Origin of the sequence: Streptomyces sp. ML-6 (assembly GCF_030116705.1) — a bacterium.
Taxonomy (GTDB): domain Bacteria; phylum Actinomycetota; class Actinomycetes; order Streptomycetales; family Streptomycetaceae; genus Streptomyces.
In genome coordinates, this window is the sequence record NZ_JAOTIK010000001.1 from 7,533,045 (window position 1) to 7,547,663 (window position 14,619).

General features: G+C 73.5%; 11 protein-coding genes. 6 read left to right on the forward strand and 5 right to left on the reverse strand.

All coding sequences use genetic code 11. The features are described 5' to 3' along the window. Positions 1–37 precede the first annotated feature (37 nt). Positions 38–865, forward strand: a complete 828-nt coding sequence (locus OCT49_RS33025) for a hypothetical protein (RefSeq protein WP_283855464.1) — start codon at positions 38–40, stop codon at positions 863–865. Between the two features lie 1,224 nt (positions 866–2,089). Here the strand turns inward: OCT49_RS33025 and OCT49_RS33030 are convergent. The 5 genes from OCT49_RS33030 to OCT49_RS33050 form a co-directional block, all read right to left on the reverse strand. Further along, the gene (locus OCT49_RS33030) at positions 2,090–2,248 is read right to left on the reverse strand and encodes a DUF6760 family protein (RefSeq protein ID WP_003966147.1); all 159 of its coding nucleotides are present in this window, start codon (positions 2,246–2,248) and stop codon (positions 2,090–2,092) included. After that, complete coding sequence (locus OCT49_RS33035) at positions 2,245–2,739, reverse strand: hypothetical protein (protein WP_283855465.1); 495 nt, start codon at positions 2,737–2,739, stop codon at positions 2,245–2,247. The genes OCT49_RS33030 and OCT49_RS33035 overlap by 4 nt, the downstream gene beginning before the upstream one ends. Then, complete coding sequence (locus OCT49_RS33040) at positions 2,736–3,176, reverse strand: phage tail protein (protein ID WP_148833111.1); 441 nt, start codon at positions 3,174–3,176, stop codon at positions 2,736–2,738. Before OCT49_RS33040 ends, OCT49_RS33035 begins: the two co-directional genes overlap by 4 nt. A gap of 40 nt (positions 3,177–3,216) precedes the next feature. After that, positions 3,217–4,737: a phage tail sheath family protein gene (locus OCT49_RS33045; protein WP_283855466.1), complete on the reverse strand. Its 1,521-nt coding sequence runs from the start codon at positions 4,735–4,737 to the stop codon at positions 3,217–3,219. A gap of 823 nt (positions 4,738–5,560) precedes the next feature. Continuing rightward, positions 5,561–6,853: a COG1470 family protein gene (locus OCT49_RS33050; protein WP_283856018.1), complete on the reverse strand. Its 1,293-nt coding sequence runs from the start codon at positions 6,851–6,853 to the stop codon at positions 5,561–5,563. 227 nt (positions 6,854–7,080) lie between these two features. Between OCT49_RS33050 and OCT49_RS33055 the strand changes: the two genes are divergently transcribed. From OCT49_RS33055 to OCT49_RS33075, 5 genes are all read left to right on the forward strand, one after another. After that, the gene (locus OCT49_RS33055) at positions 7,081–7,806 is read left to right on the forward strand and encodes a helix-turn-helix transcriptional regulator (protein WP_283855467.1); all 726 of its coding nucleotides are present in this window, start codon (positions 7,081–7,083) and stop codon (positions 7,804–7,806) included. Between the two features lie 201 nt (positions 7,807–8,007). Beyond that, positions 8,008–11,169, forward strand: a complete 3,162-nt coding sequence (locus OCT49_RS33060; protein ID WP_283855468.1) for a hypothetical protein — start codon at positions 8,008–8,010, stop codon at positions 11,167–11,169. Further along, the gene (locus OCT49_RS33065) at positions 11,166–11,870 is read left to right on the forward strand and encodes a Pvc16 family protein (protein WP_283855469.1); all 705 of its coding nucleotides are present in this window, start codon (positions 11,166–11,168) and stop codon (positions 11,868–11,870) included. The genes OCT49_RS33060 and OCT49_RS33065 overlap by 4 nt, the downstream gene beginning before the upstream one ends. Further along, positions 11,867–14,005, forward strand: a complete 2,139-nt coding sequence (locus OCT49_RS33070) for an ATP-binding protein (protein WP_283855470.1) — start codon at positions 11,867–11,869, stop codon at positions 14,003–14,005. The genes OCT49_RS33065 and OCT49_RS33070 overlap by 4 nt, the downstream gene beginning before the upstream one ends. Before the next feature lie 188 nt (positions 14,006–14,193). Then, positions 14,194–14,616 (forward strand): RlpA-like double-psi beta-barrel domain-containing protein, encoded by a 423-nt coding sequence (locus OCT49_RS33075; protein ID WP_283855471.1) that lies wholly within the window; start codon positions 14,194–14,196, stop codon positions 14,614–14,616. The last annotated feature ends 3 nt before the right edge of the window (positions 14,617–14,619 follow it).

Consider the following 14,619-nt stretch of genomic DNA (forward strand, 5'->3'; position numbering starts at 1 on the left):
GGTCCCCCCGGGGCCCGGTCCTTCGGGAGCCCGTCCCGTGCGCACCGGCCGCTCGGGCGAGGCGGGACCGGTGGGCGGAGGAGCGGTGGTCGACCGGGGCGACGCACCGGAGGACGGCCGGGGCGGCCCGGGTGACGTGTTGCCGTGCCCCGGCGCCGGTACGGCGGCCTCCGGCTGCGGTACGTCACGACGCCAGGTGGCCGTCACGACCGGGCGGGCCGGACCGCCGCCCGTCGCCGCGACCGGGGCCGAGAAACCCTCGGCCGTGCCGGTGCTGATCTCCAGCGCCCTGCTCGGGAGCAGGGCACGCGACCGCTGGACGACGGGCGCCTGCCCTCCGGCGGGTCCGTACGGGGCTGCCGGGGCCCGCTCCGGGGCGATCCGCCGGACACGTACCGGAGCGGTGGGAGCCGGGGGCGCCGAGGAAGCGGCGGGGGAGGAGGGGCCGGTGGAGGGCGTGCTCGCGGTCGGACGGGGGGCCGCCGCGCGCTGGACGGTCGCGGGGCCCGGCGAGGCCGGGGTGGTCGGGGCGGAAGAACCGGACGCGGGGGACGAGAGCACCGGCATCGCGGAGGGCCCGTCCGGGCGCGCCGGTTTCCGTACAGGCCCGGACGGCTCGGACGAGGGGGAGGACGGGGCCTCACGTCCCGGCGTCGTGCCCTGCCCGGAGCCCATGGCTCCCGGACGCGGCCGACGACGGTCACCGAGCAGGGGAGCGCCGTCCTGGCGCCTGGCGGTCGGGGGGAGCGAGGGCAGCGGGGCACCGATCCCCCCACGGGTGGGCCTCGCCCGGTCGGCCGGTGGCGGTGCCGATGCCCCACCGGGGCCCGAGGGTTTCGACGGCCCGTGCCCGGTGGGCTCCTGATCCCGTTTTGGAGCCGACGGGGACGGCCGGGACGGCTCCGCGGCGCCGGTACGCGCGGACGGCTGCGGGCGTGCGGGTGAGTGCGAAGGTGGGGACGGCTGCGGGCGCGCAGGCGGTGTCGTCGCCTCCGGCAGGCGCGCGGTCACCGGGGCCGGTGCCTCCGCTTCCTGTCGTTGGAGTACGGGCATGCCGGGTTCGGGCTGCCTCGTGGGGTCGGACGGTACGACCGCCCCGTGTTGTCCCGCCGGGCCGGCGGGCACGGCCCCGGAGGGCAGTTGCCGCAGCGGTTTGCCCAGGGCGGGCCGCAGCGCCGTGACCCCGGAAGGGCCGGTGGGGCCGGTCGGCCCGGGCGCGGTTCCGGGCGTCGGGGCTGACGCGGGGGCGTCCGTCCGGCCGGACACGATTCGCCGGGCGTCCCCGCCGTCGGTGCCGGGCGCGGATGCGGTCGGTGTGGCTGCCACGGTCGGTACGACCCCGGTGATGTGCCGCAGCGGCATCGCCGGGCGCCGGGCGACGATCAGCGGCGGCGCGGTCCGCCGGGGGCGTACCGGGGCGGGACGGGCGAGCCGGGGCTCGGCCGGTACCGGCATGTCGCCCCCGCCGGACGGCGCCACCGCTGCCGTGTTCCCGGCCGGAGACGCGCTGGACGCGCTCGACGGGGGCGGTGCGGTTCCGGGCGCGGGCGTACCCCTGCCGTGGGCGGCGCCGCGCGGCGCCACCCGGCCGGAGGACCCGGACGGCCCCGCGCTCGACCGCTGGACGACCGCAGGCCCCCGCCCCCCGCCCTCCGCCCCGGACGGCGGGCCGGCGACGGGCTCGGTGCCACCCTCCGCGTCGGACCGGGCGGCGCGCAACAGCAGCGGTCCACCGGCGGAGACCTCGCGCGCGCCCGCGGGGCGGGTGACCCCCCGGATGAGGCCCACCGGCGCGGACGGCATCACGGCATGGCCGAGTTCGCCGCCGAACGCGACGTTCTGCCACGAGGCGAGGCCGGACCTGAACCGCAGCCCGTCGCTCACCCCGATCGAGGACCGGGCGACGGTCACCGCGGGCGGCGCGACCTGCCGCCAGCCGCCGTCCCAGTCACCGCCCTGCCGATCGGCCCGGCCGGTGTCCGGGGCGGCACCGGACACCGGCCCGGTACCGGCCTCGTCCCTGCCCCCCGAGGGGGCGTCGGACGGTGTCCGGTCCGCCCGGCGGAACCAGTCGCCGAACCCCATACGATCACCCGCCTTCGTTGACGCGGGTGTTGATCCGCGCTATCTCCCGGACCCACTGCTGACGCTCGCCGTGGGTGAGGTCGAGAATGTCCTCACGCTGCCAATGGAAGTGGTAGGCGACGTACGCGATCTCCTCCCGCAGACGGGGAAGCGCGTACGTCACGATTCCCCCAGGCGCCCACCCGAGAGGTCCACCTCGAACGAGCCATGGCACAACGGACACGTCACCGCGGCGTGCGTATGGCCCTCGCTGTTGATCCGCCGGTAGAAGTCCTGGAGGAACGCCACGTCGGTGGCGTACATCCGCTCCACCACCCCGGCGTGCACATCGGTGATGGTGCCGAGCCGGGTGATCACCTGGCTCAGCAGCACCACGCTCAGGTACGCCGGGTTCTCCTTCACCCGCAGGTCGATCTGCGGGCGCAGCTCGTCCCGCGCCGTCGCGAGCCGCATCGAGCCCTGCCGGTGCACCTGGCCCTCGTCGTCGACGTAACCGCGCGGCAGCTCGAACTCGAACTCCGTCCGCAGGTCCGGGCGTTCCCGCTGACGTGCCGCGGGCGGGGCGGGAACTTCCTCGCGGGCGGCGGGCCGGGCGGACGCCAGGGTGTCGAGGACTTCGTCGAGTCCGCCCGACGTAACGGTCCTGCGCCTCATTCGACCACGATCTCCTCGAAGGTGATGGTGACCGTCTCCGTGGCCGGGCTGGACTCGCCGGCCTTCAGGGACGGGCCCTCCCACTTGCTGGCCCAGCCCTGCATCAACTGGATGCGCCGGACCGTGTCACCCTTCGAGTCCTTGATCTCGATGGTCAGGTTCTGGCGCGCGGTGTCGACGGCCCCGTTGTTGAGCGTCTCCTTGATCCACTTGGTGAACTCGCTGCTCTTGTCGAGCCCGCGGGTGATCGTCACCTCGCCCGCCTGGCGCGCGCCGGGCTGCTTGCGGATGATCTGCTTGCCCTCGGCGGTCACCTGACGGACCTCGACGACTTCTTCCTCGACGGTCAGACCGCTGACCTCCTGGATCGACTCGACGAGATAGCCGCCGAGCTGCACGCCGAAGACGTGGGTGGAAAGAGCGTCGCCCTCTGCCATGACTCTGTGTCACCTGTTCCGTTTCGCGGACCCTGCCGGGTCACTCGTTGACGAGGCTGGTGCTGTCGGAGAACTGCGAGAGGCGGAAGACCACGAACTCCGCGGGCTTCACCGGTGCCACGCCGATCTCGCACACGACCTGGCCGAGGTCGATCGACTCCTGCGGATTGTTGTCGCGGTCGCACTTGACGTAGAACGCCTCCTCGGCCGTGCGGCCGAAGAGTGCGCCCCGGCGCCATTCCTCGGTGAGGAAGGCGGTCACGTTGCGCCGGATGCTCGACCACAGGCGGTCGTCGTTCGGCTCGAACACCACCCACTGGGTGCCCAGGAGGATCGACTCCTCCAGGTAGTTGAAGAGACGGCGCACGTTGAGGTAGCGCCAGGCCGGGTCGGACGAGAGCGTGCGGGCGCCCCAGATCCGGATGCCGCGGCCGGGGAAGGCGCGCACGCAGTTGACGCCGATCGGGTTCAGCAGGTCCTGCTCGCCCTTGCTGAGCCGGATCTCCAGGTCCAGCGCCCCGCGGATGACCTCGTTGGCGGGGGCCTTGTGCACACCGCGCTCGCCGTCGCTGCGCGCCCACACGCCGGAGACGTGACCGCTCGGCGGCATCAGGGAGTTGCGGCCGGCCTCCGGGTCGAAGACGCTGATCCACGGGTAGTACACGGTCGCGTAGCGGGAGTCGAATCCGGCGTCGTCGTTGCGCCAGGCACGGACCCGCTGCGCGTTCATGCCCGGCGGGGTGTCCAGTACGGCGACCCGGTCGCCCATCTGCTCACAGTGCGAGATCAGCGCGAGCTGGACGGTCTTGACGCCCTCGGCGTCGACGGCCCCGCGCTGGTGGGCGCTCATCAGGTCCGGAACGGCGACCATGGTGATCTCGTCGATCGCCTCGAGCCCCGCGATCCCGGTGCGCTGCGACGAGTCCCCGACGAACTCGGCCAGGTCCACGGGCGCGGCGCCGGCCCCCGGGCCCGCGGCGGCGGGCGAGAGCGGGAGGACCTGGTTCGCGGGACGGCTCTGGGCCGCGCCGGGCTGCTCGACGACCTCGATCAGCTTGGACTGGCGGACCTGGGTGACCAGGTAGCCCTTGACGCTCTTGCGGAGGGAGACGTCGAAGGTCTCCACCACCTTGCCGGCCTGCCGCACCAGCAGCCGGAACCGGTCCTCCGGGGGGTTCTCCCCCTCCGCGTCGGCGACCTCCACCGAGAGGTCGCCGCCCGCGCCGGGCCGGGCGGACACCTGGAAGCCCCCGAGCGCGACGGACGGGGCAGCCCCGCCGGCGGCCGGGTCCTGCGCGGCGCCGCCCACCCGCACGACGTAGGCCGCGCCGCCGCCGTTGGCGAAGTAGCCGTGGACCGCGCGCGTCAGATACGTGCCGGGTGCGTGGGTGCCGAAGACCTGGACGTACTGGTCCCAGTTGGTCACCAGGGTCGGCTGGTGGAAGGGGCCGGTCTCCGAGAAACCTACGAAGGCTGCGATCGCCGTGCCGACTCCTTCGATGGGCCGTGCTCCGGACTGCACCTCCTCCACGTATACGCCGGGGGTGAGGTACGACGGCATACTCGCTCCTTCGGGTGGTCGTCCGGTCGCCGTCCAGTCTTGTCGGGCCGCCCCGGCGGGCAGTAGGCCCCGGAGTCCTGGGCACGGGGCAAGGTCACTGCCTTTCCGGGCGCCCCGGGGGGCAGGGAATTCTTCCCCGCGCGGACATTCTCGGCGGGCTTCCCGGGCCCGGCCCGCAGCAATTCTTTTGTCCCATTCGATGGACGCGGGATGAACTCCGGTGCGGAGGAAGGCGCGTGTCGGTTCGCCGGGTGTCCGAGTGCCCGGAATACGGATGCCCGGACCCCGGGAATGACGGTGAATGAAGGCAGAGGAACCGGCCCCGACGGGGCCGCGGAACCACTCGCGAACACATGCGTGCCGACGCCCGTCCGGTTCTGTCCCCGGCGGGTGCGCGAGGCCGCGCGTCGCGGCGTCCGTCGACGGGCCCCGTACGCTCCCGCCGCAGCCCTCCGGTAGCCGCGCCGCGCACCCTCCGGCGAGGCCCGCCCATTTCTGCCGGGACAGGACAATCCATGGTCAAAGCCCGATCGAGGGGCAGCCACTATCGGCCAGAATGCGCCACGGGATCGGTCGACCGGTCGGCCCCGCACGGTCGGAGGGACCCGGAGGGCCGGGCGGGCGCCCGTGCGACCCCCGCCCGGACGGCGACGGAGGGGCCGCGGACGTTCTTCGCCCGCCGTCGTTTCACGGGCCGCCACGGCTCCGTTTCATCAGGATGTACGGGGAAAGAGTTTCGCCAACGCCCGGCAAGCCGGGTTTCCCCGGAGCGGAATTTCTGCTGTTCTCTTCCCGCCCGGGGAAGTGGGGTCGGTGCTTTGTTCTACGGTTCGAGGTCGCGCAGGATGCCGCTGACGTTGACCACTTGGTGGCATCCGGCTGCCTGCGTTCCGGTGGCCGGAGTACCCGGTTTGTTGCACGTCACGGAAGCGGTGACCGTTTCGTTCTCCGGAATCTCGATGGGGGTGACCCAGTGATAGTCCTGGTTGCGGAAGGTCTCCAGGGCGATGGTGGTGATCTTCCGGTTCCCGAACGTGATGGTCAGTACCCCTTCGTCGCCCTGGAAGTTCGCCACCACGAGGTCCGTGACGCCGAACACCTTCCCCTCGGGTACCCGGTACGGCTTCTTCCTCGTGCCCCCCGAGCCGACCTGCACGTCGATCGTCTCCGACATCTGCTGGTGGCCGTCGCCGCCCGCGCCCGACGTCGAGCCGGAGCCGCCCGAGCCGCCGGGGGACCGGCCGGGCCGGGGCTTCTGGCTCCCGTCCTGCCCCTGACCGCCGGAGGCGTCGCCCGAGCCGCCGGACGAGGCCCCGCCCTGCTGCCCGCCGCCCCGCCGCTCCTTCTCCGCGGCGTCGGTCACCGCTTGTTTCGCGGTACTTTTCACCGCGGGCCTGACCAGCGCGAACCACGCGAGCAGCAGGGCGAGCAACGCGGCCAGCACGATCAGCAGCCACCTGGGCAGTACCGGGATCTGGGCGAACTCGCCGGGCAGCGTCTCCGGCCGGCGGGGCTGCCCGTCCTCGGCCTCCCCCTCGGTCCTCTCGGCGGCCTCGACCTCGAACGGCCAGGTGGCCGGCGTGCCGAACCAGATCAGCTTCTGGGCCCGCACCCGCAGTCCCACCTCGGCGGACTCGCCCGGCTCCAGGCGCCGTTGGCCGGGGGAGAGGGCCAGCCGGAGCTCCTCCCCCTCCTGCGTGCCGGTGAACACGACGCCGACCGGGGTGTTCCCCCGGTTCTGCACCGCGGTCCGGAACCGGGCCCCCCGCCAGCCGCGGCGCCGACGGGGCTCGAGCTGCCCCCGGAGCTCGTGGAAGGGCTCGACGACCACGGTGGTCTCGGGGACCGCCACCGACTCGGGGCGCTCCGCAGGCAGGACGCGTACCCCCAGGGGCGTCTCCCCGGCCCGGACCTCGTGGGAACGGGGCGGCGCGAGCCGTACGGCCACCACCTCGGAGGTGCCCGGATAGAGCGAGACGCGCGCCGGCTCCACGGTGCTCCACGCGGCGCAGTCGCCGACCACTTCGAGCGTGTAGGCCTCGACGATGTCGCCGTCGTTGCGCACGGTCAGGGTCGTCGTCGCCTCGGCGCCGGGCGACACCGTCACCGTGGACATTTCGAATTCGGCAGATGTGGTCACGGTGCGACGTTAGGCCGAGGACACGGGGGCGCAGCAGAGACGGGAGGGCAACGCACGGGCAGGGCTTGTGCCCCCGGAGCCCCACAGCACGGTCTCCCCGAGCCCCTCTCCCGCGCCAGGTCCCCCTGACGGGGCCGGGCACGCACGGGCAAGGCGACCGGCACACCGAGGCAAGAGCACCTGAGGAAGACGAGCACGGAACGATGACGACGACAGACGTGAAGAGCGAGGCGGCGGCGCGCGGACAGTTCCGCAGGCCCACCGCTTCGGAACGCTCCGCCCAGCGCCGCGCGCGGAAGACTCCCGCGGGCAGGGTCTCCGTGGCGGTGTACGCGGAGGACCTGATCCTCCAGACAGGCGTGATACACCAGTTGCGCCCGCGCCCCGAGATAGAACTGACGACGGAGGCCGAGGCCGACCGGGCCCAGGTCTCCTTAGTGGTGGTGGACATGGTGGACGAACCCACCGTCCGGCTCCTCTCCAGACTCCAGCGCAACACCGCCACCCGCACCGGACTCGTCGTCGGCTTCTTCGAATCGGGCGCGCTCCAGACCCTGATCGAGTGCGGTGTGGCCGCCGTGCTCAGGCGCGGGGAGGCCGACCAGGACCGCCTCGTCCATCTGGTGACGGCGATAGCCAACGGCGAGGGCGTACTCCCGGGCGACCTGCTCGGAAAGCTCCTCGACCACGTCAGCAGCCTCCAGCGCACGGTCCTCGACCCCCGGGGGCTCTCGCTCTCCACCCTCACGGCACGGGAGGCGGAGATGATCCGACTGGTGTCGGAGGGCTTCGGCACGGCGGAGATCGCGCAGAAGACCTCGTACTCCGAACGCACCGTCAAGAACGTGCTGCACGAGATGGCGACCCGGCTCGAACTGCGCAACCGGGCCCACGCCGTCGGCTACGCCATGCGCCACGGGCTCATCTGAGTCCCGCCCCGGGCTCCCGTGCGGGCGGTGTGCCGACGCCGCCGCACGGGAGCGCGCCGGGCCCCGGGGAAGGGGTCGAGGGGCGGACGCAAAGGGCAGCGGTTCCTTCCCCCGGTACGGGCCCTCGGGGCCTGTTCCCGGCCCGGGCCGGGCGGGATGCTGGCGGAGGGGAGCGTCATCAACCAGACTGTGAGGTGGGCCGTGACCGGCACTGCTGGCCCGGTGGGGCGAAACCGGCTGCACCGACTGGCGGGCGTGGTGGTGCTGTTGGCGCCGCTGCTGGTGGCGGGGTCCGCGTCCGAACCGCGGGAAGCACCACGGTTGGCCGCGGCGGCGGACGAGACCCCGGTCGACGCCGGACGCATCACCTACGCCGGGACCGAGCACCGCAGCATCGGCAGGGCCGTCGGCGAGAAAAGCTCCGACCCGCTGTTCGGGCCCGGGCCGGCCCACTACGACCAGGACCCGTTCGTACGCGGCGACACGATGGTCTTCACCAGCCTGCGCGACAGCGTGCGCCCGCAGGTGTACGTGCGCGAGGCGAACGGAGCCGTCCGCAGGCTCACCAGCGACCGGGACGCCGCGCACCCCGAACTCTCCCCGGACGGACGGACCGTGGTGTTCGACTCCGAGGAGCGGGGCGAGGACGGCAAGGTCCAGCGCGACGTGTGGATCGTCGACGTCGACGGCACCGGTCTGCGGCGGCTGATGGACACCCCCAACAACGAGACCTCCCCGACCTTCTCCCCGGACGGCACCCGCATCGCGTTCTCCTGCGACTCCGGCGACGAGGGCGCCGGGATCATCTACGAGCAGGCCGTGTCCGGCGGACCGGCGAGGCCCGTCAGCCATGTGACCGGCAACGCGACCGAACCGGCGTGGAACCCGGTGGACGACGACGCCCACCGCGACCAGATCGCGTACACCCTCACCCCCGGCGTGGAGGAGGACGATCCGAGGCTGTGGGTGACCGAGGGCCGCCCCGGCACCGACCGCGCACTGCTCGCCGGCGGGCAGGCGACCTGGCGCACCCGCTCGGCCGCCTGGCTGGCGGACGGAACGGGTCTGGTCTTCCTCGGCCGCGACTGCACGTGCGAGTACGAACGTGTCTACCGGGCAACCGCCTTCGACAGGGCCGCGCCGACGACCGTACTGGACGAGAACCGCAAGCTCGATTCGCCCACCTGGACCGGCCCGCCGGCCACCGGGACCGTCATCGTCTCCCGGCAGACGCCGCACAGGCCGAAGAAGGAGAACAACGAGGCGGGGCCCCAAGATCCGGTCGCCGTGACGCTCCAGGACGTCCGGCAGGACGGCTCCGACCCGCGGGACCTCGGAATTCCCGTCCTGCGCGAGGACCCGGGCGCCGTCGACAACGCGGACCTGCTGTTCAACCCGGGGAAGGAATACGACCCGTGGACCGAGCGACAGAGCTACACCCCGGACGGCCGGCGCATCGTCGTGACCCGCTTCGAGGGCCCGGAGGACGCACGCTTCGAGCGGATCTGGCTGGCCGACGCCGACGGCGGCAACGCGGCCGTGATGCCGCTCGCCGGGCGCAGCCCCGGTGACCGGGACACCGACCCCGCGTTCTCCCCGGACGGCACCAAACTGGCGTTCACCAGGACCTCGCCCGGCGGCGCCGGAGACGGGGCGGGGCCGAGCAGCGTCCTCGTCGCGGACGTCGCGACGGGGGCGATCATCGGCAAGGTCGTGCCGCCGGCCGGGCAGTTGACGGGACAGGACGCCCAGCCCGCCTGGTCGCCCGACGGCACCACCCTCGCCTTCACCCGCAACCACGTGATCCGGGGCCTCGGCGGCATCAAGCACATCTGGACCGCACCGGTGAACGCGCTCGACCAGCAGCGCGACCTCAGCGCCACGATCTGCTCCGGCGAGTGCAAGAAGATCGACGACAGCCCCGCCTTCTCCCCGGACGGCACCCGCATCGCCTTCAACCGCAAGGACGGCGGCAACGACCAGAACAGCGGTCGCGGCGGCATCCTGATCACCTCGCCGAACGGCGACGAGTGCCGGGTGGTGCTCCCCGCCACCCGGCGGGACGACCCCGAAGCCTGCCGCCAGGACCTTCCGGACACCCCGCCGAACGGCCCCTTCCAGCCCCGTGACGTGGCCTGGTCGCCGGACGGCGGACGGCTCGTGATGAGTTCGCGCCGGGAGGCCGCGCCGAACTCCCCGGAGCAGCTGTCCGTGCTGGACCTCTCCTCCGGCACCCTGACACCGTTCGGCGGGCGGCTCGGCGGACGGCAGAAGGAGCCCGCCTTCCAGCAGTCCGTCGACCTGTCCCTGACCGCGCCGCCCACCGCCCCCTCGATCGAGGTCGGCGACACCGGGAAGGTGACGGTCACGGTCACCAACCGGGGCCCCGCCCCCTCGCCCGGCACCGTGTTCACCATCGACGCCCCGCCCGGGGTGCGCCTGGAGGAGCTCACCACCCCGGCCGGGTCCTGCGCCGCCGCCTCGCCCCAGTGCGACCTGGGGGTGCTCCGGCCGGGCCGGAGCGTGACGGTCACCGCCCGGCTCACCGGGGTGAGCACGGGGGACCAGCGGATCGGCTGGTCGGTCACCGGGGCCGTGGTGGACCCGAACCCCACGGACAACGCCACCGGAACCGTCGTCCCGGTCCGGGACGCACCGGCACCCACTCCCACTCCGCCCCCGACGCCGCCCACCCCGGCCCCCACGCCGCCCGAGCCCGAGGCGGGCCCCGGCGTCGTCGTACGGGCCCAGCCCGGTCCCGGTTTCGTCGGCGGCCGGGTGGTGGTGACGTACACCGTGCGCAACGGACGCAACGCCCTCGCCACCGGGCTGCGGCTGCGGCTCGGCCTGCCCGCGCGCGTCCCGACGGCCCCGCTTCCGGCGGGCTGCGCGGCCGGGGTGTGCACCCTGCCCGACCTGGCTCCCGGGGCCTCCACGGTGGTCCGGGTCGTGCTCGAACCCGACCGGGCACTGAGCACGACCATCACCGGCAGACTGACCACGACCGGTACCGACGCCGACCCCCGCGACAACGTCGCCAGGACCGCGCTGCGCATCCTCCAGCCCCGCATCGTCGCGGTGCCGGCCGTCGGCAAACCGGGGTTCGTCACCTCCGTACGGGGCAAGGACTTCCCGCCGGGGGCCCCGGTCCGGCTCACCTGGAAACCGGGGATCACGGCGGCCGCGCCGCCCGCCGTCCCGCGTACGGACCGTACGTTCATCGCGCAGTTGCTGGTCCTGGTGAAGGACCGGACGGGGCCGCGCACCATCACCGCCACGGGGCCCGGGTTCAGTCCGGTCACCACCCGCTTCCTGGTGGTCGACGGCACCATGGTCCCGCCGGACGAGGTGGGGCGCCGGTGATCCACGAAGTCGACGAGGGGCTGCGGCTGCTGCTGGTCGAGGCGGGCCTCCAGGAGAGCGGTGTCGACCTGGTCTTCGACGCGCCGACGAAGGAGTGGTCCGCCCGGCGCAACGCACCCACGGTCAGCGTCTTCCTGCACGGCATCCGCGAGGACGCGACCCGGCGCCGCACCGGCACCGCCGAGGAGCACGACGAGCAGGGCCTGGTGGTCGGGCGGCGGACCCCGCCGCGCTGGTTCGAGCTGACCTACCTGGTGACCGCCTGGACCAACCGCCCGCAGGACGAACACCGGCTGCTCTCCGAGGTGTTGCGCTGCCTCGTACGGGCGGACGTGCTGCCCGCCCGGATGCTCACCGGCAGCCTCGCCGAACTGGGGCTGACCGTGGACATCGAGGCGGCGGGCCCGAACACCGACCGGCAGTCCACCGCCGACGTGTGGTCCGCGCTCGGCGGCGAGCTCAAGGCCGCGATCGACCTGCGGGTGTGGGCACCCCTGGCCGGCGAACAGGAGCCCGCCGGCCCGCCGGTCACCGAAGGACTGGTGGTGCGGACCGCGCCCGCCCGCGACGGCGACGGGGCGGGCCCCGGGCGCCGGCTGCGTTATGCCGGGGCCTTTGACCCCGGCGGGCAGGGCTTCGCCGCGGAACGCGACCGGCAACTGCCGCCCGGCCGGCGCAGGCGCGGGGGCGCGGCCCGGTGACCACCGCGCAGGACACCCCCCGGACCACCGCGGAACCGCCCGGCGCCCCGACGGCCGTCGAGGAGCTGTGGGAGCGGCTGGGCCATGTCGAGCAACGGGTCAGGAACGCCGTCGCGGCCCGGCGGGCCGTCGACCCGCAACCCGACGACCCCTACCGGGGGCAGTACCTCACCCCCGAGGGGGCCGAGCGGATCCTGGCGGCCCGCGACGCGTTCGGGCCCGTACCGCAGTACGCGTCCGAGCCCCCGGCGCGGCCACGTCCCGGGAGCCGGCTCGGCCGGCTCGTCGAGGACTTCGGCCTGACCCCGCTCGACGTCGACCTGCTGATGGTGGCGATGGCGCCGGACATCGACGCCCGGTTCGAGCGGCTCTACGGCTACCTCAACGACGACCTCAACCGGCGCAGGCCGACCATCGGCCTGGCCCTCGAACTCTGCGGGCTGCCCGCCGCGAGCGCCGGCCGCTTCCGGTTCTCGCCGTCCGCCCCCCTGGTCGGGGGCGGACTGCTGACCGTCCTGGAGGCCGACCGCCCGCTGCTCTCACGGGTGCTGCGGGCACCGGACCGGGTCACCGCCCATCTGCTCGGCGACGACGAACCCGACGGAAGGCTGCGCGGCCTGGTCCGGGTGGCCGGGCCCGGGGACGAGCAGCCCGACCCGGTGCCCGGGACACCGCGGGTCGCGGCGGCCCTGGGCACGGGCAGCGGCCTGGTGCATCTGCTCGACCGGGGCGGCGACCCGGGCGGACTGGCGGTCCAGGCCCTCCTCGCCGCGGGGCGCCGTCCGCTGGTGGTCGACGTCACGGCGTTCGCCACCGCTCCCGGCCCGGCGGACCTCGTACGGACCCTGGCGGCCGAGGTCCGGCTGAGCCGTGGCGGTGTCGTCCTCGGGCCGCTCGAAGCGCTGGCCCCCGAACGACCCGAGGGAGCCAGGCTGCTCGGTGAGCTGTGCGCGGCGCTCCGCGGCGCCCCTCTGGTCGTGTACGGGACGAAGAACTGGGACCCCCTGTGGGCCGGGGACAGCCCGGTCCCGGTGCACGTTCTGCCCTCCGGCCCCGAGGACGTGGCGCGGCAATGGCGTCGGGCGCTCGACCGGGCCGGTACGGACGTCGGCCTGCCCGCCGGGAGGGCCCGGGTCGAGGCGGGGGTGGTGGAGGCCACCACCGCCTACCGGCTCGACGCCGAGCAGATGCGCAAGGCCGCCGCCGTCGCCTCCCGGCTGGCCGCCCTGGAGGAGCGCCCGGTGGGCGTGCGGGACCTGCGCACGGCCGTCCGGGCGCAGAACGGCGCGGGGCTCGAACGGCTCGCCCGCCGCATCGAGCCCGCGGTCGGCTGGGACGACCTCGTACTGCCTCCCGGGACCCACCGCCAACTGTCCGAACTCGCCCTGCGCGCACGCCACCGCGGGCAGGTGCTCGGCGAGTGGCGGATGCGGCCGGGGGGCGGCCGGGGGAGAGGGGTCGTCGCGTTGTTCGCCGGTGAGTCCGGCACCGGGAAGACCATGTCCGCCGAGGTGGTGGCGTCGGAGCTCGGCATGGAGCTCTACGTCGTGGACCTGTCCATCGTGGTGGACAAGTACATCGGCGAGACCGAGAAGAACCTCGAAAGGATCTTCGTCGAGGCGTCCGACGTCAACGGCATCCTGCTGTTCGACGAGGCGGACGCCATCTTCGGGAAGCGTTCCCAGGTCAAGGACGCGCACGATCGCCACGCCAACGTGGAGTCGGCCTATCTGCTGCAACGCATCGAGTCCTTCGACGGGATCGCGGTGCTCACCACCAACCTGCGGGCCAACCTCGACGAGGCGTTCACCCGCCGCCTCGACGTGATCGCGGAGTTCCCCATGCCGGACGCCCGGCAGCGACTGGCCCTGTGGGACCGCTGCCTGGGGGCGGAGATCCCGCGCGCCGCGGACCTCGACCTGGAATTCTGCGCGCAGCGTTTCGAACTGGCGGGAGGATCGATCCGCTCCTGCGCGGTGACCGCCGCCTACCGGGCGGCGGAAGCGGGGGGACCGCTCGGCATGGGACAGATCGTCTCGGCCGTGCTCCAGGAGTACCGCAAGCTCGGCCGACTGGTCATGGAGAGCGAGTTCGGCCCGTGGCTGGGCCGCGCGCAGGGGCGCGGCAGGGGGTAGGGCCTCTCGTTCGGATCGTGCCGGGCGGAAGGCGGCCGTCTGTACAACGGTCTTGTCTACGCGCATCATTGAGGTGTTTCGCACGAACGAACCACCCTCGGCCGGAACGCGGGCGTCCCTCTCTGTCCCGAGGTGACACCCGGTTCCAGAATTGTCATGCATGCGTCAATCCTGAGAAAGGGAACACGATGGCTTGCGGATCGACCAGCCTGTGGGCCGGCGAGACCAGCTGGTTCTGCTGCGGCAACTCCTGGGGACCGTGCTCCAGTGCCGGCGGCGGCGCCTGCGGCAACTGCCAGTCCGGCGCGCGCCACGGCGCGTGGCCCAACGCCTCACAGGCCTGCTGGAACATCACCCGGCCCGACCTCTGCGGCGAGAACATCCCCAGACGCGGCTGCGGCGCGGTGATGAACGTCAGGCACCAGTGCTCGGGCGCGACGGTGTGCATCACGATCACCGACTGCGGCCCGCGCACCAAGGAGTGGTGCGGCGAGGCGACGTGCTGCAACGGAGCCTGCCGTACCAACCGCGTCCTCGACCTGACCCCGGCCGCCTTCTCGGCGATCGGCAACCTGAGCTCGGGCAAGCTGCCGGTCTACATCTACGAGTGAGGA